General features: G+C 61.1%; 21 protein-coding genes and 3 pseudogenes. 4 read left to right on the top strand and 20 right to left on the bottom strand.

Annotation, left to right across the window (positions count from 1 at the left end):
• Positions 1-143: 143 nt before the first annotated feature.
• A pseudogene (locus tag V1279_RS22670) lies at positions 144-1347 on the bottom strand (pyridoxal-phosphate-dependent aminotransferase family protein).
• A gap of 120 nt (positions 1348-1467) precedes the next feature.
• On the opposite strand from V1279_RS22670, the gene V1279_RS22675 reads away from it, so the two are divergent.
• The 4 genes from V1279_RS22675 (at position 1468) to V1279_RS22690 (ending at position 7756) form a co-directional block, all read left to right on the top strand.
• On the top strand, positions 1468-2193 hold the full coding sequence (locus V1279_RS22675; RefSeq protein ID WP_334446528.1) for a GntR family transcriptional regulator: 726 nt from the start codon (positions 1468-1470) through the stop codon (positions 2191-2193).
• Positions 2194-2291: 98 nt separating this feature from the next.
• Positions 2292-5234 carry an FAD-binding and (Fe-S)-binding domain-containing protein gene (locus V1279_RS22680; RefSeq protein ID WP_334440377.1) on the top strand — a complete coding sequence of 981 codons (2943 nt, stop codon included), beginning with the start codon at positions 2292-2294 and terminating at the stop codon, positions 5232-5234.
• 29 nt (positions 5235-5263) lie between these two features.
• Entirely contained in the window at positions 5264-5692 is a 429-nt protein-coding gene (locus V1279_RS22685; protein ID WP_334440379.1) for a GlcG/HbpS family heme-binding protein, read from the top strand.
• 936 nt (positions 5693-6628) lie between these two features.
• Positions 6629-7756 (top strand): LysR family transcriptional regulator, encoded by a 1128-nt coding sequence (locus V1279_RS22690; protein WP_334440381.1) that lies wholly within the window; start codon positions 6629-6631, stop codon positions 7754-7756.
• 19 nt (positions 7757-7775) lie between these two features.
• On the opposite strand, the gene V1279_RS22695 is transcribed toward V1279_RS22690, so the two are convergent.
• The 19 genes and pseudogenes from V1279_RS22695 to V1279_RS22780 all read right to left on the bottom strand — a co-directional run bounded on the left by V1279_RS22695 (position 7776) and on the right by V1279_RS22780 (position 26780).
• A complete protein-coding gene (locus V1279_RS22695) occupies positions 7776-7976 on the bottom strand; it encodes a DUF2274 domain-containing protein (protein WP_334440384.1) in 201 nt (66 codons plus the stop codon).
• Positions 7973-9163, bottom strand: coding sequence for a TrbI/VirB10 family protein (locus tag V1279_RS22700; protein ID WP_334440386.1), 1191 nt, complete (start codon positions 9161-9163; stop codon positions 7973-7975). Before V1279_RS22700 ends, V1279_RS22695 begins: the two co-directional genes overlap by 4 nt.
• Entirely contained in the window at positions 9163-10107 is a 945-nt protein-coding gene (gene trbG, locus V1279_RS22705) for a P-type conjugative transfer protein TrbG (protein ID WP_334446529.1), read from the bottom strand. The genes V1279_RS22700 and trbG overlap by 1 nt, the downstream gene beginning before the upstream one ends.
• A 32-nt stretch (positions 10108-10139) precedes the next feature.
• The gene (gene trbF / locus V1279_RS22710) at positions 10140-10823 is read right to left on the bottom strand and encodes a conjugal transfer protein TrbF (protein ID WP_334440389.1); all 684 of its coding nucleotides are present in this window, start codon (positions 10821-10823) and stop codon (positions 10140-10142) included.
• Complete coding sequence (gene trbL / locus V1279_RS22715) at positions 10823-12061, bottom strand: P-type conjugative transfer protein TrbL (RefSeq protein WP_334446531.1); 1239 nt, start codon at positions 12059-12061, stop codon at positions 10823-10825. The genes trbF and trbL overlap by 1 nt, the downstream gene beginning before the upstream one ends.
• Before the next feature lie 5 nt (positions 12062-12066).
• Positions 12067-12453: a putative entry exclusion protein TrbK-alt gene (gene trbK-alt, locus V1279_RS37890; RefSeq protein WP_442894798.1), complete on the bottom strand. Its 387-nt coding sequence runs from the start codon at positions 12451-12453 to the stop codon at positions 12067-12069.
• On the bottom strand, positions 12450-13187 hold the full coding sequence (gene trbJ, locus V1279_RS22720) for a P-type conjugative transfer protein TrbJ (RefSeq protein ID WP_334440392.1): 738 nt from the start codon (positions 13185-13187) through the stop codon (positions 12450-12452). Before trbJ ends, trbK-alt begins: the two co-directional genes overlap by 4 nt.
• Positions 13184-15625, bottom strand: coding sequence for a conjugal transfer protein TrbE (trbE, locus tag V1279_RS22725; RefSeq protein ID WP_334440394.1), 2442 nt, complete (start codon positions 15623-15625; stop codon positions 13184-13186). The genes trbJ and trbE overlap by 4 nt, the downstream gene beginning before the upstream one ends.
• A 7-nt stretch (positions 15626-15632) precedes the next feature.
• Positions 15633-15896 carry a VirB3 family type IV secretion system protein gene (locus tag V1279_RS22730; protein ID WP_334440396.1) on the bottom strand — a complete coding sequence of 88 codons (264 nt, stop codon included), beginning with the start codon at positions 15894-15896 and terminating at the stop codon, positions 15633-15635.
• Positions 15896-16204: a TrbC/VirB2 family protein gene (locus V1279_RS22735; RefSeq protein WP_442894905.1), complete on the bottom strand. Its 309-nt coding sequence runs from the start codon at positions 16202-16204 to the stop codon at positions 15896-15898. The genes V1279_RS22730 and V1279_RS22735 overlap by 1 nt, the downstream gene beginning before the upstream one ends.
• 11 nt (positions 16205-16215) lie before the next feature.
• Positions 16216-17136 (bottom strand): P-type conjugative transfer ATPase TrbB, encoded by a 921-nt coding sequence (gene trbB, locus V1279_RS22740; RefSeq protein ID WP_442894799.1) that lies wholly within the window; start codon positions 17134-17136, stop codon positions 16216-16218.
• Between the two features lie 180 nt (positions 17137-17316).
• Positions 17317-17751, bottom strand: a complete 435-nt coding sequence (locus V1279_RS22745) for a CopG family transcriptional regulator (RefSeq protein WP_334440401.1) — start codon at positions 17749-17751, stop codon at positions 17317-17319.
• An 11-nt stretch (positions 17752-17762) separates the two neighbouring features.
• Positions 17763-19766, bottom strand: coding sequence for a conjugal transfer protein TraG (locus V1279_RS22750; RefSeq protein WP_334446535.1), 2004 nt, complete (start codon positions 19764-19766; stop codon positions 17763-17765).
• A gap of 229 nt (positions 19767-19995) precedes the next feature.
• Entirely contained in the window at positions 19996-21177 is a 1182-nt protein-coding gene (locus V1279_RS22755; protein WP_334440404.1) for an MFS transporter, read from the bottom strand.
• A gap of 130 nt (positions 21178-21307) precedes the next feature.
• Positions 21308-21886 carry a ribbon-helix-helix domain-containing protein gene (locus V1279_RS22760; RefSeq protein ID WP_334440406.1) on the bottom strand — a complete coding sequence of 193 codons (579 nt, stop codon included), beginning with the start codon at positions 21884-21886 and terminating at the stop codon, positions 21308-21310.
• A gap of 263 nt (positions 21887-22149) precedes the next feature.
• Positions 22150-23908: pseudogene (locus V1279_RS22765) on the bottom strand (relaxase/mobilization nuclease domain-containing protein).
• A 548-nt stretch (positions 23909-24456) separates the two neighbouring features.
• A pseudogene (locus V1279_RS22770) lies at positions 24457-25521 on the bottom strand (IS110 family transposase).
• 285 nt (positions 25522-25806) lie between these two features.
• Complete coding sequence (locus V1279_RS22775) at positions 25807-26319, bottom strand: S26 family signal peptidase (protein ID WP_334440408.1); 513 nt, start codon at positions 26317-26319, stop codon at positions 25807-25809.
• Positions 26316-26780, bottom strand: coding sequence for a DUF2840 domain-containing protein (locus V1279_RS22780; RefSeq protein WP_334440410.1), 465 nt, complete (start codon positions 26778-26780; stop codon positions 26316-26318). Before V1279_RS22780 ends, V1279_RS22775 begins: the two co-directional genes overlap by 4 nt.
• Between the last annotated feature and the right edge of the window lie 101 nt (positions 26781-26881).

Below are 26881 nucleotides of genomic sequence, written 5' to 3' on the forward strand. Positions count from 1 at the left end.
GGTCTTGCCTTGGCGTCTTGTCTTGGCGTTTCGAGCCGCTCGAATATCACCATTTGGCGGGCTTGTCGCCCGCCGGACGCAGCACGTCAATGCATAAGGAGCAGGGCTGGAGCGGCCCCCGCCGGGCAGGCGCGAGCTGCCGGCTAGCTGCCGACGACCTTGAGATGCGCCGGGGAATTGCCTTGCGGACGCTGCTCCAGATACGTCATCGCGGCATCGACGCCTCCGGAGCGGTGCGGAACGCCGGCGACCGACAAGCCCATCTCCACGCCGGTCAACGCACCGAGCAGCGTGAGCTCGTTGCATTCGCCGAGATGGCCGATGCGAAACACCTTGCCCGCGACTTTCGACAGGCCTGAGCCGAGCGACATGTTGTAGTTGTCGAGCACGACCTGACGGAATTGATCGGCGTCGTGCCCCGGCGGCATCAGCACGGCGGTCAGCACGGGCGAATACTCCTGCGCGTTCCTGGCACAGCACCTCCAGCCCCCAGTGATTGACCGCGGCACGCGTCGCTGCAGCGAGCCGCAGGTGACGCGCGAACACATTGTCGAGCCCCTCTTCCAGCAGCATCGCGATCGCCTCGCGCAGCCCGTAGAGCAGGTTTGTCGCCGGCGTATACGGGAAGAAGCCCTTCGCGTTCGGCTTCAGCATCTCCTCCCAGTCGAAGTAGGAGCGCGGCATCCGGTTGGTTCGGGCGGCGGCTCGGGCCTTCTCCGAGATCGCGTTGAAGCCGAGGCCGGGCGGCAGCATGAAACCCTTTTGCGAACAACTGACGCTGACATCGACCTTCCATTCGTCATGTCGGTAGTCGACCGACCCGAGCGAGGAGATGGTGTCGACCATCAACAGAGCGGGATGTCCGGTCCGGTCGATCGCGGCGCGGATGTCGGCGATACGGCTTGTGGCGCCGGTCGACGTCTCGTTATGGACGACCATCACCGCCTTGATCGCGTGTGCGGCATCCTCTGCGAGCCTGGCCTCGATCTGGGCGGGGTCGGCGCCGCGACGCCAATCGCCGGCAATGAAATCGACCTCGATCCCGAAGCGGCCCGCCATCTGGCGCCACAGGGTCGCAAAGTGGCCGGTCTCGACCATCACGACCTTGTCGCCGGGCGAAAGTGTATTGACGATCGCCGCCTCCCAGGCGCCCGTCCCGGACGACGGGAAGATCAACACCGGTCCAGCGGTCTGGAAAATCCTCTGGCTGCCCTCCAGCACCGCCCGCCCGAGCTCGGCGAACTGGGCGCTGCGGTGATCGATCACGGGCATGTCCATCGCGCGAAGAACCCGATCCGGGACCGGGCTCGGCCCTGGAATCTGCAGAAAATGCCGTCCTTGCCGCATGACAACCTCCCAAAAAAGCGCCTTGAGCTATTTTGCATTCATTTTTTGCCTTTTCAACTCATTTTTGGTATTCGATTTAGATCGTCGACGTCGCAGATTCCGCAAACTACTGTTATGCAAATGAAATCCACGATTCCCGAAGCCGGGGTGCCGATTGCCCAGTCCGACCGCGAGGAGGCCTCGCTGCACGGGGAAATCCTGCTGCGGCTTCGCGATTACGTCGTCGAAGGCAACATTCCAGAGGGTGCACGTGTTCCGGAACGGCAGCTCTGCGAGATGTTTGGAATCTCCAGGACGCCGCTGCGCGAGGCGCTCAAGGTGCTGGCTGCGGAGGGCTTGATCGAACTCCTGCCCAACCGCGGCGCACGCGTGCGCCAGCTTAGTGCGCGGGATCTGGAGGAGCTTTTCGACGTAATGGCCGGCCTGGAAAGCCTCGCCGGACGCCTTGCCTGCGAGGCCATCACGGACGAGGAAATCGCCGCGATCGAGCGGCTGCACTATGAGATGTACGGCCACTACCTCAATAGCGACATGCACGGCTATTTTCAGGTCAACCAGCGCATCCACGAGAGCATCGTTGCTGCCGCACGCAGCGAGACCCTGCGCGCGGCCTACGCCAGTTTTGCCGGCCGGATTCGCCGGGTCCGCTATTCCGCCAATTTCGCGCGCAAGCGGCAGCGCTGGGGCGAGGCCATGCGCGAGCACGAAGCGATCCTGGATGCGCTGCGCCGCCGCGCCGCAAGCGAGCTGAGCGACATCCTGTTCCAGCACTTGCGCAACAAGCGAGCCGCAGCCATTGAACATCTGGCCGTGGCACGGGGCGCAGCTGCGACCGCGGTCAGCTAGCTTGCCGATTATGAATTCATAATGTAACTCGTCCTTAAAAAAGTGCATAATCCCGTTGAGGGGTTGCAACAGCCCTCTTGGATCACTTTGGATTTGGGATGAAAAACGCCTCAACGCTTGAGCGACGCCTGCGGTCAAACATGACCGGCGACGTGTTCTTCGATGCCTTCAACCGCGGCCGCTATGCCACCGACGCCTCGTTCTACCAGATCATGCCGGCGGGCGTCGTGGTACCCCGCAGCATGGACGAAGCCCTCAGGGCGCTCGCCATTTGCCGGAGCGACGGCGTGATCGTCACCCCGCGCGGCGGCGGCACCTCGCAATGCGGCCAGACCGTCAACGAGGGAATCGTCGTCGACTTTTCCAAACACCTGAACCGGGTGCTTTCGCTCGACGTCGCAAACCGCATTTGCGTGGTCGAGCCCGGTATCGTGCTCGACGATTTAAATCGCCAGCTCAAAAAGCACGGACTCTGGTTTCCGGTCGACGTCTCCACCGCCTCGCGCGCCACCATCGGCGGCATGGCCGGCAACAATTCCTGCGGCGGCCGTTCGCTGCGCTACGGCACCATGCGTGACAACACGCTGTCCATGGACGCGGCGCTGACCGACGGCACGCTCTTGCATTTCGGCGAGGTGCCGCGGGATCTGGCGCGAGTGAACTCGCCCCAGAGCGGGCTCGCGCTGTTCCGGGACATGCTCGATCTCGGCGAGCGCGAGGCCGCGGAGATATCGGAGCGATTTCCAAAAGTGCAGCGCCGCGTCGGCGGCTACAACCTCGATGCGCTGGTGCCGCGCAATGCGCCGAACAACATGGCGCATCTTCTGGTCGGCTCCGAAGGCACGCTGGCGTTCACCACGCAGGTCGAGCTCAAGCTGTGGCCTGTGATCCGAAACAAGGTGCTGGGCGTCTGCCATTTCGGCAGTTTTTACGAGGCGATGGATGCGGCGCAGCATCTGGTGAAGCTGCGTCCGATCGCGGTGGAATTGGTCGACCGCACCATGATTGCGCTCGGCCGCGACATCGCGATGTTCCAGCCGATCATCGCGACCGCCGTGCGCGGCGATCCCGATGCGGTGCTGGTCGTGGAGTTCGCGGAGGAAGATCAGGCTGAAAATCTGCATCGCCTCAAACAGCTCGGCGAACTGATGGCCGATCTCGGCTTTGGCTGGGACAAGCCGCAACGCAAATGGGGCGGCGTGGTCGAGATCACCGAGCCCGCACTGCAAACCGGGATCGCCGATTTCCGCGCCGCCGGCCTCAACGTGATGATGTCGATGAAGCAGGAGGGCAAGCCGGTCTCCTTTGTCGAGGATTGCGCGGTGCCGCTGCCGCATCTCGCCGACTATACCGAACGGCTCAACGCCATCTTCGCCAGGCACGGCACCCGCGGCACCATGTATGCGCATGCCTCCGAAGGCTGCCTGCACGTGCGCCCCGTCCTCAATTTGAAGCTCGAAAAGGACGTCAAGGCGATGCGGGCCATCGCCGAAGAGACCTTCGAGATGGTGCGCGAATACAAGGGCTCGCACTCCGGCGAGCATGGCGATGGGCTGGTTCGCTCCGAGTTTCACGAAGCGATGTTCGGCTCCCGCATCGTGGCCGATTTCCGGGAGGTCAAGCAACGCTTCGATCCGGACAATCAGCTCAATCCCGGCAAGATCGTCGATCCTGCAAAAATGGACGATCGTTCGTTGTTTCGTTATCGGCCGGACTATCGCATAGGTGAGCTGAAGACCGCGCTCGACTGGTCGGCCTATCCCGGCGCCGGCGGCGGCTTTCAGGGCGCGGTCGAGATGTGCAACAACAACGGCGCCTGCCGAAAACTCGAGGGCGGCGTGATGTGCCCGTCCTATCGCGCGACGCGCAACGAGAAGGACGTCACGCGAGGCCGCGCCAACACGCTGCGGCTTGCGATTTCGGGGCAGTTGGGCCCGGATGCACTGGCCTCAGATGAAATGATGGATACGCTGAAACTCTGCGTCTCCTGCAAGGCCTGCCGCCATGAATGCCCGACCGGCGTCGACATGGCCAAGATGAAGATCGAGGTGCTGGCCGCACGCGCGGCAAAGCACGGGCTTTCCCTGCGCGACCGGCTGGTCGGCTATCTGCCGCGCTATGCTGATCTGGCGTCCCGCTTCGCCCCGCTCGCCAACTTCCGCAACAACAGTCCATTGCTGCGTGCGCTGTTCGAGAAACTTGCCGGCATCAGTGCGAAGCGCGCCCTGCCCGCGTTCCGCCGCGATGTGTTCAAGGCCGACGCCGAGGTATTTGGCCCCGCAGACGGCCATGAGGTCGTGCTGTTCGCCGACACCTTCAACCGCATTTATGAGCGTGAGAATCTCGACGCAGCCTTGCGTGTTTTGGTTGAAGGCGGATATCGCGTGCATGTTCCAAGACCCATGGGCCGCGCCCGTCCGCTGTGTTGCGGGCGGACATTCCTCTCGGCCGGTCTGGTCGAACAGGCGCGCAGCGAACTGGACAGGCTGGTCGCGACCTACGCGCCGTTCGCGGCGCGCGGCGTGGCGATCGTCGGATTGGAGCCGAGCTGTCTGTTGACGCTTCGCGACGAACTGCTCTCGCTCCGGTCGGACAATGACGCCAAGAGCGTCAGCGCGCATGCATTGCTGTTCGAGGAATTTCTGGTTCGCGAGGCGGAGGCCGGCCGCCTCAAGCTGCCACTCGGCGCTATCCAGGCAAAAGCGCTTGTTCACGGCCACTGCCATCAAAAATCATTCGGCGCCTTCAAGCCGGTCGAAAAAATACTTCGCCTTGTTCCCGATCTCGGTGTCGAAACCATCGAATCAAGTTGCTGCGGCATGGCCGGTGCGTTCGGCTATGGCGCCGACACCTATCAAGCCTCGATGGAAATGGCCGAGCTGTCGCTGCTGCCGGCAGTACGCCGCGCCGACGCTACCACGCTGATCGTTGCCGACGGCACCTCGTGCCGGCACCAGATCAAGGACGGCACGAACCGTGCAGCACTGCACGTCGCCCGAGTGCTCGCGATGAGCCTCGACAGCGCGCGGCCCAACCATTAATCCCTACTCAATCGCAAAGGAACCTATTTATGGCCGAACTTACCCTCGACGTCGCTCGCAAGATTCTCGATGCCGCCCTTGCCAAGGGCGTCGAGAAGAAACTGAAGCCGCTGGTCATCACCATTCTGGATGCCCGCGGCTGCGTGAAGGTCACGGCGGCGCAGGATGGCACCAGCCTGATGCGGGCCGAAATCGCGCACGGCAAGGCCTATGGCGCGCTCGCGATGGGCATGGGATCGCGGGCGTTGTTCCAGCGCGCCCAGGAGCAGGCCTACTTCGTCAGCGCCATGAACGCGCTGGCGCAAGGCCGCCTTGTGCCGGTGCCCGGCGGCGTGCTGATCATGAACGGCCCTACGTTACTTGGGGCGGTTGGTGTCAGCGGCGATACGTCTGATAACGACGAGGCTTGCGCGGTCGCCGGCATCGAAGCCGCCGGACTGAAGGCGAATGTGGGGTAACGCTCGTCGACGGCCGCGACCGTCAGTAGGCTATCATGTCTACAGCCCGCTTCGTACGAAGCCCTATGAACCTAGCGCCCAAAAAGATCAATAAGAACAATGGTCTTTGGCCATAATTGAGTGGTCAATCGGAGTGTTGTCCGTGTTTGCCCTGCTCTAATTCACGATAGGAACGGATCACCGACCCCTCAGGGACTTCGTCCTCGGAACCCGTTTTTAGTGTAGACACCCGCCTTGGCAACCACACATAGAGATCGTAGTGTACCAGCGGCACTACCTCGGCGGGACAAATCATGATCGAAGCCATTCTGTTGATTGTCGGCACATACATCATCGTTGCCGAAGTTGTTCGACGGTGGCGTGAAGCCGCCGAACGCGCAAAGTCCAGGAATAACCGCGCATAAGGGCTGCCTCGGTGTTGACCGTGACTGGTTATAGAACCGTCTTGTTCCCAACAGAATTCAGCTCAGGTTCCATTCCAATATTTTCTGGTAAGTCATTTTTCGAGTGCCGACCATGCGTACCCTCGGTATTTTCCGCGATCGTCACAGCTGTGGCCCTCGCCACGCTTTCGATCATTTTCATCGGACTAGGCTCACGGCAATGGATGGTCCGGCGGTCCCATCTGCTCGATGGTTGAGAGCCTTTGCCGCCAGCCGTCCCTCATGGCCATACCCGGGTTGGCGACCATGGGCTGGGGCCTAATGTTGATGACGGACACGTAAGGCCGCCTGGTTTGGCGACCTCTTTCCTAAATTCCTGCCGGTGTCATACTCTCTTTCCTTTGCGTAGTCGAAGGAAAGTTGCGTGCGCTCGTCGCGGATGCGGCCTATCAACCTGGTCCTAAAGTCGTGCCCATCACTGCTCAGCTTTCATATTTCATCACTGCTCCCAGATGCTCGCGGATGGTTGAATCCAAGAGGTTCTGAGCGCCGTATGGCTTGGCAGTGCGTGGCAGAGCGCGCTCGCACTCTGCGCCACCAGCGGTCGGCGATCATTGTCGCGAATAACAACGCCCACGAAATAACACAACCAGCCGCTGAAAATCACCCGATTCTGAGTATCTTGTCGGTGCTCCTGCCCGTTCAAAAGCATCAGACGATCGAGATGATTCACGAACCAGAATACAAGTACCTGTCTCTTCACAATAGATCATCGACTGTCGCTCTCCAGCACCTCCGATACGCAGTGGTTTCTGCGGAATATGGCAGCTTTCGCCGAGCTGCCGAGGCCCTTCTCATGCAGCAGTCGACGCTAAGTCGCTGCATTCGCCAATTGGAAGAATCCCTCGGCGTGACCGTGTTCGAGCGATCGAGCGGCGGCATATGCGCGACGACTGCCGGACGAAACTTTCTTCGAACAGCGCGATCGATACTCGAACAAATGGATGCGCTCGTTACGTCAGCGCGCTACGACGGCCGCGGAGAGGCTGGTCGGCTAACTGTGGGTTTTTATACGTCTCTGTCAGCCGGCAACTTGCGTGCCACCTTGGTGGATTTCAGGCAGCGGTGCCCGAAAGTCGAGCTTCGCATGGTTGAGAGATCCCGGATGCGTCTCGTGACCGCCCTACGCAACGGCGCAATTGACGTTGTCATAGCTAGGGATGCGGGGCCGCTCTTTAATAGTAAGGCTTTGCCGCTGTGGAGCGAACGCATTTTAGTTGCCCTGCCGGAGGGTCATCAACTCGCTACAAAGAAGTCGATCTATTGGACCGACCTGCGGAATGAGACAGTTCTTCTCAGCCAGTATGATCCGGGGCGAGAACTCGAAGATCTCTTGATAGCAAAACTCGTTTCGACAGTAGACCGCCCCAAAATCGAACGCCATGACGCCAGCAGAGGCATCATCAAGACTCTCATCACTATAGGCTTCGGTGTTAGCCTCGTGGCCGAATCCGACATCGGCGTCAATTTTGCTGGCCTCACATATCGAGAGGTACGTGACGGCACGGGGCCAAGCCAAGTTCACTATTCAGCACACTGGCGCAAGGATAACGACAATCCAGCGCTCGCAAATTTCTTCAAACTGTTGAGCGAACGCTTTCCCTTGCCTTCTGCAGGCTGACTCTTGCTTTCGCAAAAGCTTAATCGGTCGCCTTGAACCGCGCCAAGCATCGGCGCAACCAGTTTTGCTGGATCCGAGGTTGGCTGCCAGTCTCACGAGCAAGCAGGTCGGTGTAAGCGACGAGGTCCCGATAAACATTTGCTGGCAAATTCACAGTAGGCTTGACAGGATTGTCATCGGCAACGGCGCCGAGCTTCGGCTTGGCCCTTTCTTTTCTCACACTCTGTATGGTTCAAGGACCAGATCGCGATTGACGATTACCCGCACCGGGAAACCCGGCCGGATTGTCAGCGTAGGCTGCATGTTGAGGTTACGCCGAACGATCTGTTGGCCGGTCTGGTTGAAAGAGTCCCCTGCCCCACGGCGAAGCGCCTGGAGGACACCACTGTCACTGTTGCCGGCATCGGAGCCGAGCTCCGCCCCGACGCTGAGCAAGGTTGACAGCAGCCCCGCCTTGAACAGCTCGCCCCAATGATGATCGACCTCGTCCTGCAGCCCCGAATATCCCCCGGCGTCGGCAGCCGGCTGGCGCTCAAGGATGATCGATCGGCCATTCGGCATGATGAGGCGTGTCCAGACCAAGAGGACGCGCGACTGGCCGAAGGCAACCTGGCTGTCGTAGATTCCGATCAGCCGCGCTCCTTGGGCGATTAGCAGCGAGCGTCCCGTCGGCGTGTCATAGATGTTCTCCGTCACCTGCGCGGTGATTTGACCCGGCAGATCGGAGCGAAGCCCCGTAATAAGCGCAGCGGGGATCACGGACCCGGCCTGCACGACGTAAGGCGAAGCCGGCTTCGTCACACGATCGGGGCTCGTGGTCCGGCGATCTATCGAGGCATTGATGAACGCGAGCTTGCGATCTTGTCCGTTCTGAGCATAGGCCTCATCGGGCGATGCCACAGCATTCGAGGTGGTCTCAGCGGGAGTGATTGCCGCGGGTGGTCGAGCATTCGTTGACGCAAAGACCTTGCTGATGCGCGCGGCCTCGCTTTCCTGGTTCATTCGCTGCTGCTCGGCATCGACCGCTAGCGGACCTGCCTGCGCTTGAGCCGCAACGATTGGACGACCGAGATCGCCGGGCAATGGCGGTCCAAGGCGAGGCACGTCGCGCGGAATACCCGTATAGTCGCGCGGCAGTCCGGCCAAGCCATCGGCCACATTGTGGTGATCAGTGCTGTAGAGTTCTTCGGAAGCAGACCGGCGTGTACGATTGTTCTGCAAGGCCCAGAGGACGGCTGCAAGGACCATAAGGAGCGCCAATGCTGTCCCGCTAGCCAAAATCTTACGCGACAGACGCTTAATAGGCGGGCGTTCTGGGCGGAGGCGCAAAGAGCGAGCAATTTCCTCAGATGTCTTCGGCGCGGTCGAATGAGGGCTGCCGGCACTATTCGCTTCGGTGCTGGTCATTAAGACCTCCGGTCGCTTCTAACGATCCGAACTTTTTGCTGGGCATCGCCACCAAGCCGCAGCTCAGCCGCGGCAAATAGCCGATCGACAATCAGCACATTACGATAGGTTCGGTAATTGACGATTTCAGGCTTGCCATCCGGACCGATGACGAATAGCGGCGGCATCTCGCCCTGAACTATGCCAGGAGAGAATTCCACATAGACCTTGCGACCGTCGTCATAGGCACCGACCGGCCGCCAGGGCGGATCATCGCCCTCAATGGTATAGCGATAGCGCCGCTGAGAAGGCTCGGGAAGAACTGGCGTCGGCGGAACGGCCTCTGCGCGCGCCATCCGATCCTCGGGATAGAACCAGGCCACCGAGGGCATATAGGGCTTCTCACGCGATCGTAGCTCAATCAGATAGGTGCGCCGGTCAGTGTTGACCACGAGATTGGTCTCGATCGAGGACCGTGTCGGCTTGACCATGATATGGACGCGTCTGGTGTCGCCACTTCCACTTTCGGTGTCGCCGACAACCCAGCGCACGGTGTCGCCGGCCGATACCGGACCTGAACCCGTGAGCTGCTCACCAGGCTCGAGCGCGATATCGGTGATCTGTCCAGGAGCGGCATAAATCTGATAGAGGGCGCCGGGACTGAACGGAAATACCTGCACCGCGTTGAAGTAGCCCTCCTTCCGGGGCTCGACGCGTGCGGCATCATTGGCAGTCTCGATCCGGGCGACAGGCTCTTTCGCCTCCGCCACCCCTTTCTTTCCTCCTTTGGCTGGCGTCCAGGACGGTGGAACGTGCTGCGACCGTGGACGCCCTTCCGCTAATATTGATGGACTGGCGGGCGGCGGGATATCGGCATCGTAGCTGATCTGCGGTGGCTTGAAGGTGGTACAGCCACTGAGTGCAACTAGGCAAGCAAACAGCACGGGGCACATGATCTTGCCCATACGTCGGCTAGCGATTTTGATTGTCGGCTCGTTCACTGCCCGACCTCCTTCGACCAGTTGATGGCATTGACATAGACCCCGAGCGGATTCTTACGCAGGCGATCGGCATCACGCGGGGTTTCGATCACGAGGGTGAGGATGGCGGTCCAGCGTTCGGTAGCGGCAAGCTGACCGTTTTCATAGCGGCGCTCGACCCAGGCGACGCGAAAGCTCTCCGGCGAGGCGCGGATGACACTCGATATTTCGACCGCAATCTGCAGCTTGCCGAGCTTGGCAAAGGGATCGTTGACGCGAGCGTGGTTATTGAGGGCCGCGGCACCGCGGTCCGTTGTAAAGTCATAGGCACGCAGCCAGTCCTGACGCAGCACGACAGCGTCGGCTGGAAGTCCACGCACGTCTTCGATGAAGCGTGCCAAATGGAAGGCGATCTGCGGATCGGTCGGCTGATAGAATGGATTGGCTGGGCTGACGCTCTGCGCCTGGCCGAGACGATCGACCTCAACGACCCAGGGCGTAACGGTGCCTTGGGTCGACTGCCAGACAAGACCGGATGCGAGCCCTGCCGACAGGATCAGCGAACCGAAAGCCATCAGCCGCCAGTTTCTCGCCTGCACGCGCGCCGAACCGATGCGGTCGTCCCAAACTTGGGCCGCCTTCTGATAGGGCGTCACAGGCGTAGGCGTGCGGCCATAGTGAACGGACGGTCGCTTGAACATCACTGCTTTCCTTCCGAGAGATCGACGGAGGCGCCGCCTCCATCCTGATCGGCAGAACGGACTGCGTTGGTGGCGGCGGACGCCCCATGACGCATGGTCTTCATGCTCTTCAAGCGGCTGGCCCAACTGGGCTGGGTGTTCGCAGATGAAGCACTCGCAGGGGGCTGGGCTGCGCCGCCTTCACCGGCCGCAGCGCCGCCGGTTGATGCCGAGCTGCCAACTGGACTTGCCGCAGCGCGACGAAGCGGGCTCGTCATGGCGGACGCGCCGGACACACCGATCGCCCGAAACGCACCGCTCGCACTGCCCGCTAGCGTCGCAGTTCCACGTGCGGCTCCCGCGAGTGCACCAGCGCTGCCTGCAGCAAGACCCGCTCCGGCCAACACGACTCCGCCAGCAGCTAACCCCGTGCCGACGGCGGCTCCTGCGCCAAGCTGGGGGCCGCCGGATACGATGCTGTTGGCGATGCCGGGTCCAAAGACTCCCAGACCCAGCAGCGCTAATGCTGCGAGCACCAGGGCCATGGCATCTTCAATGCCGATCTGTGCACCGCTAGAGCCTGCGGTAAACTGCGAAAACAGCGTCGAGCCGATGCCGACGATGACGGCGAGCACCATGACCTTGACGCCAGACGAGATGACGTTGCCGAGCACGCGTTCGGCGGCGAAGGCCGTCTTGCCGAATAGCCCAAAGGGGATCAGGACGAAGCCAGCGAGCGTCGTCAGCTTGAATTCAATCAGGGTGACAAAGAGCTGGATTGCCAAAATGAAGAAAGCGAGCAGCACGATCACCCAGGCGAACAGCAACACTACGATCTGAACGAAATTCTCGAAGAAGCTGACATAGCCCATCAATCCCGAGATCGAGTCCAGGATCGGCCGCCCGGCATCGATACCGACCTGTGCGATCCGCCCCGGGCGCAGGAATTCGGCCGAGGACAGTCCCGTGCCAGAGGTCTTGAGGCCGAGACCGGCAAAGCTCTCGAAAACGACGCGGGCGAGATTGTTCCAATTGCCGATCAGGTACGCGAAGACGCCAACGAACAGCGTCTTCTTCACAAGGCGGGCGATGATGTCTTCATCAGTACCCCAAGCCCAGAACAGGGCGGCCAGCGTGACGTCGATCGCGGCGAGCGTAGTCGCGAGGAAGGCGACTTCGTTACCAAGCAACCCAAAACCAGAGTCGATATAGCGGGTAAAAGTTTCCAGAAATCGATCAATGACGCCCGTGCCACCCATCGAAATCACTCGCGTTCTTGTGTTGCAACGGGTGGCCAGCCCTGGGGAAGACGATCGAGATTCTTGGGCTGCGCCAACGCCGGTGTCGGACTGCTTGATTGAGCATCGGCGGAAGTAACGGATGGCGTCTTCTTTGATCCCAGGAAGCGCCGGCGGTTCTCCGCCCAAATCAGACGGCACTCCTGGAGTTCTGCCAGCTGCTCGGAGGTGACCTTCCGGCAGTGTTCGAGTTTGGCGCCAAGCGGATTGATTGCGCGGGACGCCGACGATCCTGCTGGTGGACTATCACCATCACCGCGAAGCTGGATTGTGCAGACCGCGACAACCAGGAGGGGCACGACAGCTGCCGTGACCACAATGATCATGCGCTTGAGTCCACCCCCTCTGCTCATTGGTGAAACATCCGAACCATCGAAGGCTGATAGCCTCGACCGGGTGCGAGAAAGCGGCGGAGCTGCTCCCTGCCCTGGTCCTGGGCGGCGGTACGCTGGGCAGTTTCGAGATTTTGCGCACGTCCCTGCGCGGCAACTGCTGCAGTCAAGTCAGCGAGCTGCTGCGCCTGCAGACCAAGGAGCTGATTCCCAGCCTGACTGGCTTGCAGCGCGCCGGTCGCGCCCTGGCTTGAACTGACGAGGGCCGACATCTCTTTACGGTGGGTATCGAGATTGCCGACCACGGTCGCCTGAAGGCGCAAGGCATCCTGCAAGCCTGCCACGGAATTCTGCCAGCGTGTTTGCGCATTCGCGATCAGTGCTTGATCTGACTCGCTCGTCGAGACCGGCGCATAGGTCGTCGAGAACGCGCGATCGATCTGCTTGATATCGTAGGCAATGCGCTGGGCCTGGGTGAGCAGCTCTTGGGTTCGCTGGATCGACCGCTCAAGCTGCTGCAAAGAGGAATATGGTAGGCTGGCGAGATTCTTGGCCTGGTTGATCAACATCTGCGCCTGGTTGTGCAGCGAGGTGATCTGGTTGTTGATCTGCTGCAGCTCACGCGCGGCCGTGAGCACGTTCTGCGCATAGTTGTTGGGATCGAACACGATCAACTGAGCGGAGCTTGGCAAGGCGGTACACGCGATCGCAATGGCGAGCGCGCTCATTGCTGAAAGGTGACGGCGACGCATCATGACAAACCTTCCTGCTTGACGAGACCGGGAATGAGATCGGCGGCCCAACCCAGTCCACGCGCGGCGAGCCATCCGGTGACAAAACCGTCGCGGCCATGTTCGGCCAGCACGCGCTCGATCATTGCCTGATCGGACTTTGATGACGCCGCCGTGAAGGCGAGCGCAAACTCTTCAAGACCTAACTCGAACAGGCGATTGCCGCGCCGTGACTGGCAGTAGTAGTCGCGTTTGGGCGTGGCGCGCGCGAGGATCTCGATCTGCCGGTCGTTGAGACCGAAGCGCCGATAGATAGCCGTGATCTGTGGCTCGATTGCGCGCTCGTTCGGGAGGAACAGCCGCGTCGGGCAACTCTCGACGATGGCCGGCGCAATCGCGGAGCCATCGATATCCGAGAGCGACTGCGTGGCGAAGACGACGCAGGCATTCTTCTTGCGCAGCGTCTTCAGCCATTCGCGGATCTGGCCGGCAAACCCTCCATTATCGAGCGCGAGCCAACCTTCGTCGATGATGAGCAGTGTCGGCCTCCCGTCGAGCTGCCCCTCAATCCGATGAAAGAGATAGGATAGGACCGCCGGTGCGGCGCCGGTGCCGATCAACCCCTCGGTTTCAAACACCTGGACTGAACTTGTTCCAAGCCGTTCGGTCTCGGCATCGAGCAAGCGCCCAAAGGGGCCACCGAGGCAATAGGGTTGAAGCGCCCTTTTCAGGCTCTGGGACTGCAGCAGCACGGACAAACCGGTCAGCGTGCGTTCGCCCGCGGGCGCAGAAGCCAGCGAAGACAGCGCCGACCAAAGATGCTCCTTGGCTTCTGGCGTCATGTCGATCTTTTCACGGGCGAGAATGGCTGCGATCCATTCCGCGGCCCACCCGCGCTCCGCCGCATCGTCGATCATGGCAAGCGGCTGCAACGCGACCGGTTCAGCGGCGCTGTCGGACAGCGCGCCGCCGAGATCGTGCCAATCGCCCTTCATGGCGAGGGCTGCGGCCCGGATCGAACCGCCGAAGTCGAAGGCAAAGACCTGGGAGGTGGAATAACGACGGAATTGCAGCGCCATCAACGCAAGCAGCACGGACTTGCCCGCACCGGTCGGACCGACCACCAGCGTGTGCCCGACGTCCCCAACGTGAAGAGAGAATCGGAATGGTGTGGATCCTTCTGTCCGTGCGAAGAACAACGGCGGCGCGCCCAAATGCCCGTCCCTTACCGGCCCCGCCCAGACCGCGGACAGCGGAACCATATGGGCGATGTTCAGGGTAGAGACCGGCGGCTGACGAACGTTCGCATAGACGTGGCCAGGCAACGAGCCCAGCCAGGCTTCGACCGCGTTGACGGTTTCGACCATGGAGGTGAAATCGCGTCCTTGAATGACCTTTTCGACCAGGCGCAACCGTTCATCCGCGGTGTGCGGATTGTCGTCCCAGACCGTAATGGTGGCAGTGACAAACGCCTCTCCGATGAGATCGGAGCCGAGTTCCTGCAACGCGGCGTCGGCGTCGAAAGCCTTGTTACTGGCGTCGGTATCGATGAGAGACGAAGCCTCATTGGTCATCACCTCCTTCAGGATTGCGGCGACGGATTTCCGCTTGGCAAACCATTGCCGCCTGATCCTAGTCAGGAGCTTCGTCGCGTCAGCCTTGTCGAGCATGATCGCCCGAGTGGACCAGCGATAGGGGAACGCCAGCCGATTGAGATCATCCAGGATCCCCGGCGTGGTCACGGTCGGGAACCCCACAATCGTGAGCACACGCAGATGCGCACTCCCCAGCATCGGCTCGAGCCCGCCCGTCAGCAGCTGATCGGCCAGCAATGCGTCTAGATACATCGGAATTTCGGGGACGCGGACGCGGTGGCACTTGGTCGAGACGCAGGCATGCAAATAAGTCAGAGTCTCGCCGTCATCGAGCCACCGGCTCTCCGGCATGAATCCTTCGATCAGTTGCAGTACGCGGTCGGTTCGGTCGACGAAGCCGCGCAACACTTCGTGGGCGCCGGCAGCTTGCCCGCGCTCCTGTCCTTCATAAAGGAAGCGCTCGGCGCGCGCTGCATCCTCCGCCGGCGGCATATACAGGAAGGTGAGGAAATAGGCTGACTCGTAGTGAGCTCCCTCTTCCTCGAACTGAGCTCTGCGCTCGGCATCGACCAGGGCCGACGCCACATCCGGACAGCTGCTCGGTGGATAGGCGTTCGATGAATACCTCTGCGCTTCCACAAACACAGCCCAGCCGGATCCGAGGCGACGCAAGGCGTTGTTGAGGCGGCCGGCAACCGCAACGAGCTCCGCTGGAACGGAGGAATCAAGATCGGGCCCCCGAAAGCGCGCAGTCCTCTGAAACGATCCATCCTTGTTGAGGACGATGCCTTCGTCGACGAGTGCGGCCCATGGCAGGAAATCCGCAAGACGCGTGGTAGAACGGCGATATTCGCTGAGGTTCATCATTGCCTGCTCACACGTTCAGATGGATGGGGATGCGCAAATGCCGCCTTGCGACCTCGACAAACAGCGGATCGCGCCTGGCGGCCCAAACGGCGACGGCATGGCCGATCGCCCAGAGCAAGAGGCCGGCGACCCATAGCCGCAGGCCAAGGCCGAGCGCCGCGGCAACGGTGCCGTTGACGATAGCGACCGCCCGCGGCGCACCACCAAGCAGGATCGGCTCGGTCAGGGCGCGATGCACCGGTACCGCGAAGCCTTCAACGGGTCCGTCCATCAGATGAGCACCCCGCCGCCGAACGAGAAAAACGCCAGGAAGAAGCTCGACGCCGCAAATGCGATCGACAGACCGAACACGATTTGGATCAGGCGCCGGAAACCGCTGGAGGTGTCGCCGAATGCGAGCGCAAGACCGGTGACGATGATGATGATCACGGCCAGGATCTTGGCGACCGGTCCTTCGAGCGATTGCAGGATCTGGTTGAGCGGCTGCTCCCATGGCATGTTGGATCCCGCCGCATATGCCGCGGGAGAGATCACTAAAGAGCTGAAAGTAGCGGCAGCCGTTTCCACCACGGCTCGCAATGTGATGTCCTTCACGATCGGTCTCCTGAGAGTGAGATGAGGTAATCACCATCGGACGTCAGGCCCTCGACGCGCGCCAGTTCTGTCAACTGTCGGTCGGTGCCGCGGCCGGAGAGAACGGCGATCACATCGATAGTTTCCGCAATCAGCGCGCGCGGCACGGTGACGACCGCTTCCTGGATGAGCTGCTCGAGCCGGCGTAGCGCGCCAAGCGCCGTGCCAGCGTGAATGGTGCCGACTCCCCCGGGATGGCCGGTGCCCCAAGCCTTGAGGAGATCGAGCGCCTCGGCGCCACGTACCTCACCGATTGGAATCCGGCCGGGACGCAGCCGTAGGGAAGAACGAACAAGGTCAGACAGTGAGGCAACGCCGTCCTTCGTGCGCAATGCTACGAGGTTTGGCGACTTGCATTGCAACTCCCGGGTATCCTCGATTAGCACCACGCGGTCGGTCGTCCTGGCGACTTCGGCCAGGAGCGCATTCGTTAAGGTGGTCTTGCCGGTCGAGGTACCGCCCGCCACGAGGATGTTGCGACGCTCACGGACGGCTTCGCGGAGCATTTCTGCTTGAACTCCGGCCATGATGCCGGCGGCGACGTAATCGTCGAGCGTAAAGACGGCGACCGCCGGCTTGCGGATTGCGAAGGCTGGTGCGGTCACCACGGGCGGCAGCAACCCTTCGAATCGCTCTCCCGTCTCGGGCAATTCGGCCGAAACCCGCGGACTTTCCGGATGGACCTCGACGCCGACATGATGGGCAACGAGCCGCACGATGCGTTCGCCGTCGGCTGCGGCGAGACGTTCGCCGGTATCTGCGAGGCCTCCTGACAATCGATCGACCCAAAGCCGGCCATCAGGATTGAGCATCACCTCGATGACTATGGGGTCTTCGAGCCAGGACGCTATCGCGGGTCCGAGCGCGGTACGCAACATGCGTGCACCACGCGATATCGCCTCGGATTGGAAAGAATGAACTGCCACCTTCGCTCCCAAGACGCCGAGTGCGAAAATGGCTCAGCGACGGGATTAGTAGAAAAGGCAGGTCGTGCATCCGCGCAACAAGATCAGATCGGGCAGCGTGCCGTGGCGTAGCAAAAGAAAGGGCCTGCGAAATCACTCTTGAGCAATGATTGACGACGTCTTGGCCGGCTCGACGTCGAGCGAGACCTCCTGAGCGAGGGTCTGGCCTCTGGCTAGCCGGCGCCCGAGTGCCTCGACAAAGCCCTCATATCGTTCCCGGCCCTTGGCCTTTGCGGCGGGTTGCGCCGTGTCGGGCAGCGGCAGCGTTGCCGTCAGCCAGAATCGTACGAACAAGGCCAGGGCCTCATTCGAGATCGTGATGTGACGCTCGAGCCGCTCGACCTGCCTGGTCAATCGATCAAGGCGACGGCCGAGTGCGGCCTCCATCCGCTCGGAATTGTCCGGCGACAGGAATGAGGCCAGTGCGGTTTCGACGACAAGTGCTTGGGGCACCCGCTTGCGGCTTGCATGATCGGCGAGCCTGACCGCAAGGTCCGGAGGCAAGCGAAACGTATGTTTTGTCCGCACAATCTTACCCCCTAGGGCTCGAGACCATCGCCCGGGTCCAGCGCGGCTTGGCGCGCCAGCCCAACGCCATTCTTGCGCATCGCGCGAGCCCGCACCGTGTCACCGTCGTCCTCGTCTTCCATAAAGTCGAACTCAGGCGGAGGCTTCAAAACGTCTGGTGCGATATCGTCATGCTTGGGAAGCTCCGGCTCGCGACGAATGCCGGAATTTGCGGGATCATCGAACGATCGTTGGGTGTCCGACAGGAGTTCTGGCTTGCCAGCATTGCTATTCGGTGAGTTTAGCAACCGGCTCCAATCATCCGGCGGAGCGCCGACCTCGCGGTCGCGGGTGGATGATTCCGGCGGCGGCAGCACACGCTCAGCGAGGCGTTGATCCTCAAAATACCTCGCCTTTTTGGCGCGGATTGGAGGCGCCCCCGAAACCAGCACCAACTGATCGTCAGGTGGAAGTTGCATCACCTCGCCCGGCGTGAGCAAAGGCCGCGCCGTCTCCTGCCGAGAAACCATGAGATGGCCGAGCCAGGGGCTTAGCCTGTGACCAGCATAGTTCTTCATTGCCCGCAGTTCCGTGGCAGTCCCAAGCGCGTCCGAAATCCGTTTGGCGGTGCGCTCGTCATTGGTCGCAAAGCAAACGCGCACATGACAGTTGTCGAGGATAGCGTTGTTTGGCCCATAGGCCTTCTCGATCTGATTGAGAGATTGGGCGATGAGAAAGCTCTTGAGTCCATAGCCAGCCATGAAGGCAAGCGCGGACTCGAAGAAGTCAAGCCTTCCAAGCGCCGGAAACTCATCGAGCATGAACAGCAGCCGATGCCTGCGGCCCTTGGCATGGAGGTCTTCAGTGAGACGGCGACCGATCTGATTTAGCACAAGCCGCACCAAGGGCTTGGTGCGACTGATGTCTGACGGCGGTACAACGAGATAGAGCGTCGTCGGCCGGTCATCCTCTATGAGATCGCGGATTCGCCAATCGCAGCGGCGTGTTACCTGGGCAACGACGGGGTCGCGATAGAGACCGAGGAACGACATCGCCGTCGATAGTACGCCTGATCGCTCGTTCTCGCTCTTGTTCAACAACTCCCTAGCCGCAGAAGCGATCACCGGATGTGTCCCGGCTTCGCCAAGGTGCCGCGTAGTCATCATCGCGCGAAGCGTTGTTTCGATCGGACGCTTCGGATCGGACAGAAAGCTCGCGACGCCCGCAAGGGTCTTGTCCTTTTCCACATACAGAACGTGAAGGATAGCTCCGACCAGCAAGGCGTGGCTGGTCTTCTCCCAGTGATTGCGCCGTTCAAGCGACCCTTCCGGGTCAACCAGCACATCAGCGACATTCTGGACGTCGCGAACCTCCCATTCCCCTCGCCTCACCTCCAAAAGAGGATTGTAGGCCGCGCTCTCAGAATTGGTTGGATCAAACAACAGCACCCGGCCGTGCCGGGCCCGAAAGCCTGAGGTCAGGGTCCAGTTTTCACCCTTGATGTCATGGACAATGCAGCTTCCTGGCCAAGTCAGGAGTGTAGGCACAACGAGTCCGACGCCCTTCCCTGATCGGGTCGGCGCGAAGCACAGCACATGCTCCGGTCCATCGTGCCGCAGATAACGTCCCTCGAAACGCCCGAGGATCACTCCGTCCGGCCCGACGAAGCCAGCGCGTCGAATCTCAGGTCCCTTCGCCCAACGCGCGGAACCGTATGTCGCGGCCGTCTTCGCCTCACGAGCCCGCCACACCGACATCGCAAATGCGACCACTATGGAAATGATCCCGCCCGATGCCGCAACGCATGCTCCTTCGACGAACACGTCAGGTGCATAGGCATCGAAGGCAAACCACCACCAAAGGAAGGACGGAGGAAAATAGACGGGAACACCGTGCGCGAGCTCAAACCAGGGTTCGCCGAGTTGGGGCTGATAGCCGAGCCGCCACGCGGTCCACTGCGTCGCGGCCCACATCGTGATCAGCACGATGACGAAGACGACGAGAATCTGGTCCCAGAGAATTTTGGTGGCAGACATGGGCACCAGCAGATCAAACGATCCCGCCCCCCACACACAAGCCTTTTGGAATGGTCAGCGCATTCCCGAGCATCCCGGCGAACAAATCGGCTAGTCTACCCCGACCGAAAGCATCCTCCAAAGAGCTCGCTCATCTGAAATTCGGGCCGTCATAGCCTCGTCAAGCATGGCCAGCCCTGACGCGCCTTGAGAGCACATCGCAACTGCTATGCGCCGCATGGTATCGCCATCACCTGCGCAAGCGTGGCAAGATCCAAGGTAAAGCAAACCAGATGCCCGCTGCGAACTGGAGGCCGACATTGACGGCAAACGCCGTCTTGTAGGCTACCTCAGGGTAGTGCCCCTCTATAGGGGTCCAGAGCTGAACCACCATGCCAGTCATATACTGCGCGAAAAACGCACCACCGATGTGGAGCACGTTCAGCGCCGCGTTGGCCCTTCCAGCAATTTCCTTGGGAAAATACTCGGCCAGGATCGCATAACTGAGAACGGTCGCAGTACCGACCGCCGCGACGACGGCCCATGGAAGATACGATGGAATGGGCAACCGGAAGATCAGCGTCAGTTGAGCCACAATGAATACCATAGCGACGAGGCCCAATGGCACCCTCGGTCCGATACCGCGCCGGCCCAACCAATCGACCGCGATACCCAATAGAAGCGCGCCCACACCCAATGCGATTGCCATGACGAACAAATGCCGGAGCAATCCGGTCCGGTCGAGCCCTTCGACATCGCTGAGCCATGGCGCCACCCATAGTCCCTGCAACGCCCAAGCGGTTCCGATACAGGTCGCCGAAAGCGGAGCCAAGCGCCAAAAGCGCGGGTCGGCGTAAACCGTCGTTATACTGTTGGCGGTCGCACCGCTTGCAGCCGGCGCCTCAGGCACGACGACGTAGACGATAAGAGCGCATCCAGCCGACGCCACTGCGAGCAGCTCAAACAACCCTCGCCAACCGATCGAATCTATTAGGTTTGCGGCGGGCAGCGTTGCGGTCAGGGCGCCCAAGGCCCCCAACATGATCATTAGGCCGTTGAGCAGCGGGATACGTTCGCTGGGAAACCAGAGAACGAGAGCCTTCAAGCCAGCCGTCAATGCCGCCGCGACGCCTAGACCGATCAGCGCCCGGCCGCCGAGCAGCAGGAAATAATCGTTCGAGAAAGCAAATAACGCCGCGCCCAGCGCTGCGGCGACCAACACAGCGCACTGGATTCGTCTCGGGCCGTATCGATCTAATAAGATGGCGATCGGAATCTGAGCAGCCGCGAAAGTCAGGAAGTACACCGACGTCAGCAGGCCAAGATCGCCGGCGCCGAGGCCAAATTCCGACGCAAGCGAGTTCGCGATCGTCGCATTGATAGTCCGGAACAGAAACGCGAGGTAATAGGCGGCAACGAACGGCAGGAACACGCACAGAATAAGACGCCAATTTGCTGTCAGGTTTCCAGTAGGTCGGCGTGAACTCGTGTCCTGAGATGGTCCAGATCGTCGCAACAAATCGCTGGAATTTGCGCGAGCGATTTCCCACGTCGCGGCGACCTTAGTGCAGAGGTATCCCCGCCTTGCCTGGAAAGTTGATCAAGCTGCCGCCCTCCCGAACAGCAGCGGGGTTGTGTGTGTCACTGCCAAGCTGATTTGACGCGTGGACATCTGGCTCTTGAGCTGGGGAGTACGCCGCTGGCATCCCCTCCCCGACGCTAGCCTGAGTATCCCGTTTCGTCGTACCAATCCGATCTATCGTTTCCTGCATGAGCGATGTTCCCAAATGAACGCGTCGCTCGACTTGTGCGGCAAATTCGTCAAAGCGTTCCGCCCCTAGCATGCAGGCAGTGCGCAGAGCGGCGGCTGGCAGCGGTGGCGTCACTGCAAGGTGGTATCGGGCCTGAAGCGCGACAGTCTCGTTTACGATTCTAAGATCGCGATCGAGTTGCTCGAGTTGGCGGCCCAAAAGGGTAAGGCGATGGTCGACCGAGAGGTTATCAGTGTCGTCGTCAGCACGGAGGAACTGAGCGAGCGCGGCCTCAACAAGCGCTGATTTGCTGGCACCGGGACGCTTGGCCGCCGCCGTCAGCCGTGCGGCCATTTGTTCAGAGAGGTAGACGCCAATCCTGGGCTTCATGCTTGGACCTTGTTTGAAACGCTATTGAACTGTGCTTGCGGCGCGCACCTTGGGATCGGAAATTCGGCAACTGCCGAAAGTACCTCGACCGCCAGGAACGTGACCTACAAAAGGCGCTACGCCCGTCGCCGGGCAATCTCTCAATTGCTGTCGTCGCATGTTCGGATAGATCCGGGTACAGAAACTGACTCAGGCTTGTGAGTGCCTTGGAGTAGCGGCACCACGCAGAGTTCGCACGCCGAAATGCGCGGCGCGTCCGGCGATCAAATTCCGAGACCAATTTTCCTTCCGAAGGTCCAGGTCACACCGCCCCCTTTCGTTGCGATGCCTGACACCTCCCGACCAAGATGCTGCTCCAACGCCGGTCGCCAAGGTACAAGCTGGAATCCAAATCCATCGTCGATCATGGCAAACCGCCCCGACGCCAGCGTTACGCGTTGACGATAGATACCTGCGACATGCTCACCTTCAGACGAAGGATGATGGAGCAATCCGGTCTCGGCCGAGAGCCTCGACGCAGCCGCATCAAGGTCCCGTTGTCTTAAAGTATTGAGGAGATCGCGGGCGAAGATAACGCGCTGCCCTTGTCTCCGCGCGACACCTTCGTCTGCGAGATGGTCGATCCGGCGCTCCATCGCATCTTGCACTACTGTTCCGAAACCGGCGCCGCCGACCTCCGAATCACGGGCAAGCAACTGCCGGTCGATCCAGGTCGCGCCCTGCGCCGTGACCTGAGCCTCGATGCTGAGATCCGATCGCGTGGCAAGCTCGAGGCGTTTGCGGCCTTGCGCATCCTCGTATGCCCGTGCTTCCACGATCGCGCCGGGCGTGGCATCGCCGGTCATTTCTAGATCAGTGAACCTGATGTGATGCGTTCGTCCATCTATGCCCTCGATGATCGCATAGGCCGAACCTTTCAGCTCGTCGTGTAGCCCGCGCTCGACCAGGCGGCCAACCACTGCGTCTGCCGGCTCATCGCCGTGCAGGGCAAAGCCCGAGACATCTGGTTCGCGACCGATGCCGGCGATAGCCCGATGCATGGTCTTGAGAATATCGCCACGAATCGAGAGATCACGAAGCTTGTCCTCGATACCAGGTTTGAGGGTCCAGCAACCGGGTGCAATCTGCTCGGCAAGCCCGAAACGTTCCAGCCTGGTTGCCCGGCCGACCATCAGACGGCGAAGTTCGGGGTCTTCACCTGTTGCATTTGGCCGAAGGTCCACCACGCCGGCCCCTTCGTCGGCGACAATACGCAACGCCTGATCTAGACTCGTCCAACGCTCGGCCTCAACGTCCCTCGTCAGGGCGGATCGGATCTCTCGCTCGCTGCGTGGCCCGAGTTCGAGAGTAACGCGCTCAGTGGCGCGATTCCGAAAGCCGCGACTGATGTAATCACGACTAATGACCAAATCCTGGCCGTTCGCGTCGCGGCCGCGGATCAGGACGTGGACATGGGGGTTGTCGGTATTCCAGTGATCGACCGCAATCCAGTCCAGTTTGGTTTCGAGGTCCGCTGCTACATCGATCATTAGCTCTCGCGTGAAGGTACGGAGATCGCCGAGTTCGGCGGCGTCCGTCTGGAGATATGATGAAGCGGAAATGATGCCGATCGTCCTCACAGCGTTCGGCAAAGGCGCGCTCATCCGCCACATCCGATCTCGCGTTGAACATCCGGGCGTCGGCACCGTCCCGCGTCACGCCCTCCCGCTTCAAATACGTGATATGCTTGAACAGAGGCGCTGAACGAAAGCGCGTGCCGTGGTGGCGGACCACGCGCGCCTTCATTGCCACACGTCGCGAGGTCGGTCGTAGCGACGACAAGGAGAGAGCGGCACGCCGGCCTCGTCCAAAGCGGGACCGGCTCGCGCCGCCCTTGCCGCGTCCAAAACTGTCCCCGACATGTCCGGCCCTCTTCGCAGCTCGCATGACCTGGCCGACAAAGCTTTTCGGACGCAAGTCGCGGCGCCCGCCGTCGCGAATGCGGCCGGGGCGAACGCGAAAGTCATTATCGCCGCGGCTCATGATGCTACCCCGCCGACTTGCGCTAAGAAGGGCGGCTCTCGATCCGTTGATTTTCTTGACATTTCCCGATGGAGCGACGCCATGACCATTCCAGTCGTCCCCTAAAACTTAAGTTCCATCAACCACATGGGCCCGACCGAAGGCGGCGCTTTTACCTTGCCTTCCTAATCGGGCGTGCAAAGTCAACTCCGTCCTACGCTTTTTTGCGACTTCTCTAAACAAGCAGCGCTCCTTATCCCGCTGCTTCGATTGCGAGCAGCGTTCGCCATCAGCACGGTCGCGATTTGCATTCTCCAGGCGGGGTCCATGCGTTCCTTCGCGTTCAGCACTTGGGCTGTCGCATACTCTTCATCAGGTTCGTAAACAGGGCTGTCCAAGCAGTCCGGCGCTCTCGTCCCCGAAGGGCGGCAGCAGGCAAGAGATAGCGGACATTCCCCGTTTCGCGGCCCCGCCAGGGGACGCTCACCGCGCGCGCGGATCTTTAATCTTTGCTCCTCCTCAACATGCTGGGTGCAACACCAGGCTAATCTTTCGTGCTGCTACAGCAGTTACTGTGCAGGCCTCAATCGCAATCGTTGCGTGACCTTGGCGCCGAACCCGACGTGGAAGTCGGTTTCGCTGACCCACATCCTGTACAGGATACCGGCAAGCTTGCGCGCGACCGCGACGATCGCGCACAGCATGCTCGACCGTTTGGCGATCCGCAGGCCCCAGGCCCGCAATGCCGACCATTTCCTGACCCGTAGCAACAGGCTTGCGGCCGCCTCGCATAGCGCCTCCCGAACCGCAACGTCGCCCTGCTTGCTGATGCGGCCCTCATAGTCGATCGACGTTCCAGACTGATGTCGCCTCGGCGTCAGGCCAAAATGCGCTCCGACCGTTCGAGATCGCGCAAAGCGTCGGGGATCATCTAACCCCACTTTGAACGAAAGAGCGGCAACGGGCCCGACGCCGGGAACCGTCATCAGACGCCGACAGACCGGATCATGTTGGACCACTTGCAGGAGCACGCGATGTAACCGCTCGTAGCCCTCGAAGGGCGCTCGCCGCACGTCGAGCATGGCTTCGATGGTCATCACGAAAATCGGATCGCTACGTCAGAGCAGCTCGCGAATGCGTGCTTCGTAGGCACCTCGAGCGACGGCTCCAACCAGTAACCCATAGGCCCGCAGCGCGCCACGAATGTGGTTTTCGATGTCGATCAATTTGCGTTTGAGCAGCTTCCGATTGGCCAGCAGCGTACGCATCTTCTGCATGTCGATGTTCTTGACGTGAACGGCGCGGTACCAGCCCAAGCGCATCATCTGTGCGATGCCGCGCGCGTCGTTCCGGTCGGTTTTGTTGCGCATTGTCGACAGTGAAACGCGCATATGACGGGCTTCGACAACGATGATCGGGATCCCGACCGGTTGTAATTCGCGGTACAACCAGATGCCCAGCGAGGACGCCTCGACGCCCACGCGATCGAGGCGATCCGCGGAGCCTTCAAGAGCGCAGCGGATCGCCTCTGGCTCCGTGCTAACCTTCAGCTCGCGCACCGTCTGGCCCTCGCTGTCGACAACGCAAAGACTGGTTTCCTCAAGGCCGACGTCCAATCCAACGTAAAGTTTCATCGGAGCTCTCCTTTGTGCCAACTACCACCTAAGTCGTTGCACCCAGGCTCCAGATTCGGCCACCAGTGGGCTAAACCCGTGCACCGGTTTCTCGAAGCCCGATTTGAAGAGCCGTCCACGGTCAGTCTGCCCCTGCTCCCAACCACGCACCGCCAAGAATGCGAATAGCTTCGACAGAATGCGATTCAGCTCACTGGCGGCGGACGCAACCGTCAGAACTGCAGACAAGACAGCCGCCACAGCGGAACAAGCGGCAATCCCAACAGAAGATGAGCGTGCCCACGATCAATCCTCCCAAGTCCACACGGGAAGTACGCGACCGATGACAGCCTTTGCCGGCATCATTCCGAAGTAACGGCCGTCGAGCGAGGTTGCCGACTGCCAGTTCATTAGAAAGAGCTCGGCGTCTCCGACGACGTTGCATCCGTGCCAGATCGGCAATGGCTGGCCGCGTCTGTCGCGCTCCCGCGCCTCGCCCATCTCGATGCCATCGATCGTAATGGTGCTCCCGGTTCTGCAGACGGTTTGTCCGGGAAGCGCCAGCACACGCTTCAACATCGGAACTCCTGTCGGCAGGTAGCCATTTCGGTCCAGGTAGGTCGCCAGCGGCTCGGGCGGCTGAACGGCGACGAGTTCGGTGACGTAGTAATTGCTGGCCGCGCGCATGCGATAGAGGCCAAGAGGGACACTCTCAGAACTGTTCCAGATGCAGATTGGGAACGGCTTTGCGACGATTGTCCCAGCGAGAATGGCAGCTGCGCCGATCGTCACCGCGAGTGTTCGGTTTCGGGGCGTCACAGTGCGACCCTCCGCCGACGGAGCCAGGCCTGATGGCGTGACTTTGTGTAGGCGCGCGGGGTTTCGTTGACGGACAGGCGGTTGTGAACGTGATGCCAATAGTCGGGTGCGGCGTCGGCAGGATCAATGCCGAGGGCCTCTACGGCATCGATCAACTGCAGTACGCGTTCGACCTTTGGCCAGCCTGAAAGGCGCAAGAGACTCTCGCCGCCGGGTTTGACATAGGGGACGGTCGAGCAGCGTTGGCCGGTTGCGACCGCCCGCAAGATGTCGATGCGGGAAACGTTCGTTCCGAAATCGTTCGACATCCAGCGAACGAAAGCAAAGATGCTGCCGGGTGCGAATGACAGGACGCGCCTGTTGCGATCGAGGATTCTCTCCTCGGCAGCGCGACCGAAACGAATTCGGTTCTCGATGCGCCTTTCAAGCCAGAGAAGCTCGACCTGCGTGAGATCGCTCATGAGGCCCCTCCGTCTACCCGGAGGTCCAACGCTTGCGGACGCGCACGCAGATCGCGCGGCGACGGGTTATGCACAGCAGGGAAAACGGCGCGGTCCGTTAG

The sequence above is a fragment of the Bradyrhizobium sp. AZCC 1610 genome (assembly GCF_036924515.1).
Taxonomy (GTDB): domain Bacteria; phylum Pseudomonadota; class Alphaproteobacteria; order Rhizobiales; family Xanthobacteraceae; genus Bradyrhizobium.

What these genes read in the sequence shown, in the direction of transcription:
- V1279_RS22675 (WP_334446528.1), top strand. Translation starts at nt 1,468, where the DNA reads ATGAAATCCACGATTCCCGAAGCCGGGGTGCCGATTGCCCAGTCCGAC.
- V1279_RS22680 (WP_334440377.1), top strand. Translation starts at nt 2,292, where the DNA reads ATGAAAAACGCCTCAACGCTTGAGCGACGCCTGCGGTCAAACATGACC.
- V1279_RS22685 (WP_334440379.1), top strand. Translation starts at nt 5,264, where the DNA reads ATGGCCGAACTTACCCTCGACGTCGCTCGCAAGATTCTCGATGCCGCC.
- V1279_RS22690 (WP_334440381.1), top strand. Translation starts at nt 6,629, where the DNA reads ATGGCTTGGCAGTGCGTGGCAGAGCGCGCTCGCACTCTGCGCCACCAG.
- V1279_RS22700 (WP_334440386.1), bottom strand. Translation starts at nt 9,163, where the DNA reads ATGACCAGCACCGAAGCGAATAGTGCCGGCAGCCCTCATTCGACCGCG.
- trbG (WP_334446529.1), bottom strand. Translation starts at nt 10,107, where the DNA reads ATGGGCAAGATCATGTGCCCCGTGCTGTTTGCTTGCCTAGTTGCACTC.
- trbF (WP_334440389.1), bottom strand. Translation starts at nt 10,823, where the DNA reads ATGTTCAAGCGACCGTCCGTTCACTATGGCCGCACGCCTACGCCTGTG.
- trbL (WP_334446531.1), bottom strand. Translation starts at nt 12,061, where the DNA reads ATGGGTGGCACGGGCGTCATTGATCGATTTCTGGAAACTTTTACCCGC.
- trbK-alt (WP_442894798.1), bottom strand. Translation starts at nt 12,453, where the DNA reads ATGAGCAGAGGGGGTGGACTCAAGCGCATGATCATTGTGGTCACGGCA.
- trbJ (WP_334440392.1), bottom strand. Translation starts at nt 13,187, where the DNA reads ATGATGCGTCGCCGTCACCTTTCAGCAATGAGCGCGCTCGCCATTGCG.
- trbE (WP_334440394.1), bottom strand. Translation starts at nt 15,625, where the DNA reads ATGATGAACCTCAGCGAATATCGCCGTTCTACCACGCGTCTTGCGGAT.
- V1279_RS22730 (WP_334440396.1), bottom strand. Translation starts at nt 15,896, where the DNA reads ATGGACGGACCCGTTGAAGGCTTCGCGGTACCGGTGCATCGCGCCCTG.
- trbB (WP_442894799.1), bottom strand. Translation starts at nt 17,136, where the DNA reads ATGTTGCGTACCGCGCTCGGACCCGCGATAGCGTCCTGGCTCGAAGAC.
- V1279_RS22750 (WP_334446535.1), bottom strand. Translation starts at nt 19,766, where the DNA reads ATGTCTGCCACCAAAATTCTCTGGGACCAGATTCTCGTCGTCTTCGTC.
- V1279_RS22760 (WP_334440406.1), bottom strand. Translation starts at nt 21,886, where the DNA reads ATGAAGCCCAGGATTGGCGTCTACCTCTCTGAACAAATGGCCGCACGG.
- V1279_RS22780 (WP_334440410.1), bottom strand. Translation starts at nt 26,780, where the DNA reads ATGAGCGATCTCACGCAGGTCGAGCTTCTCTGGCTTGAAAGGCGCATC.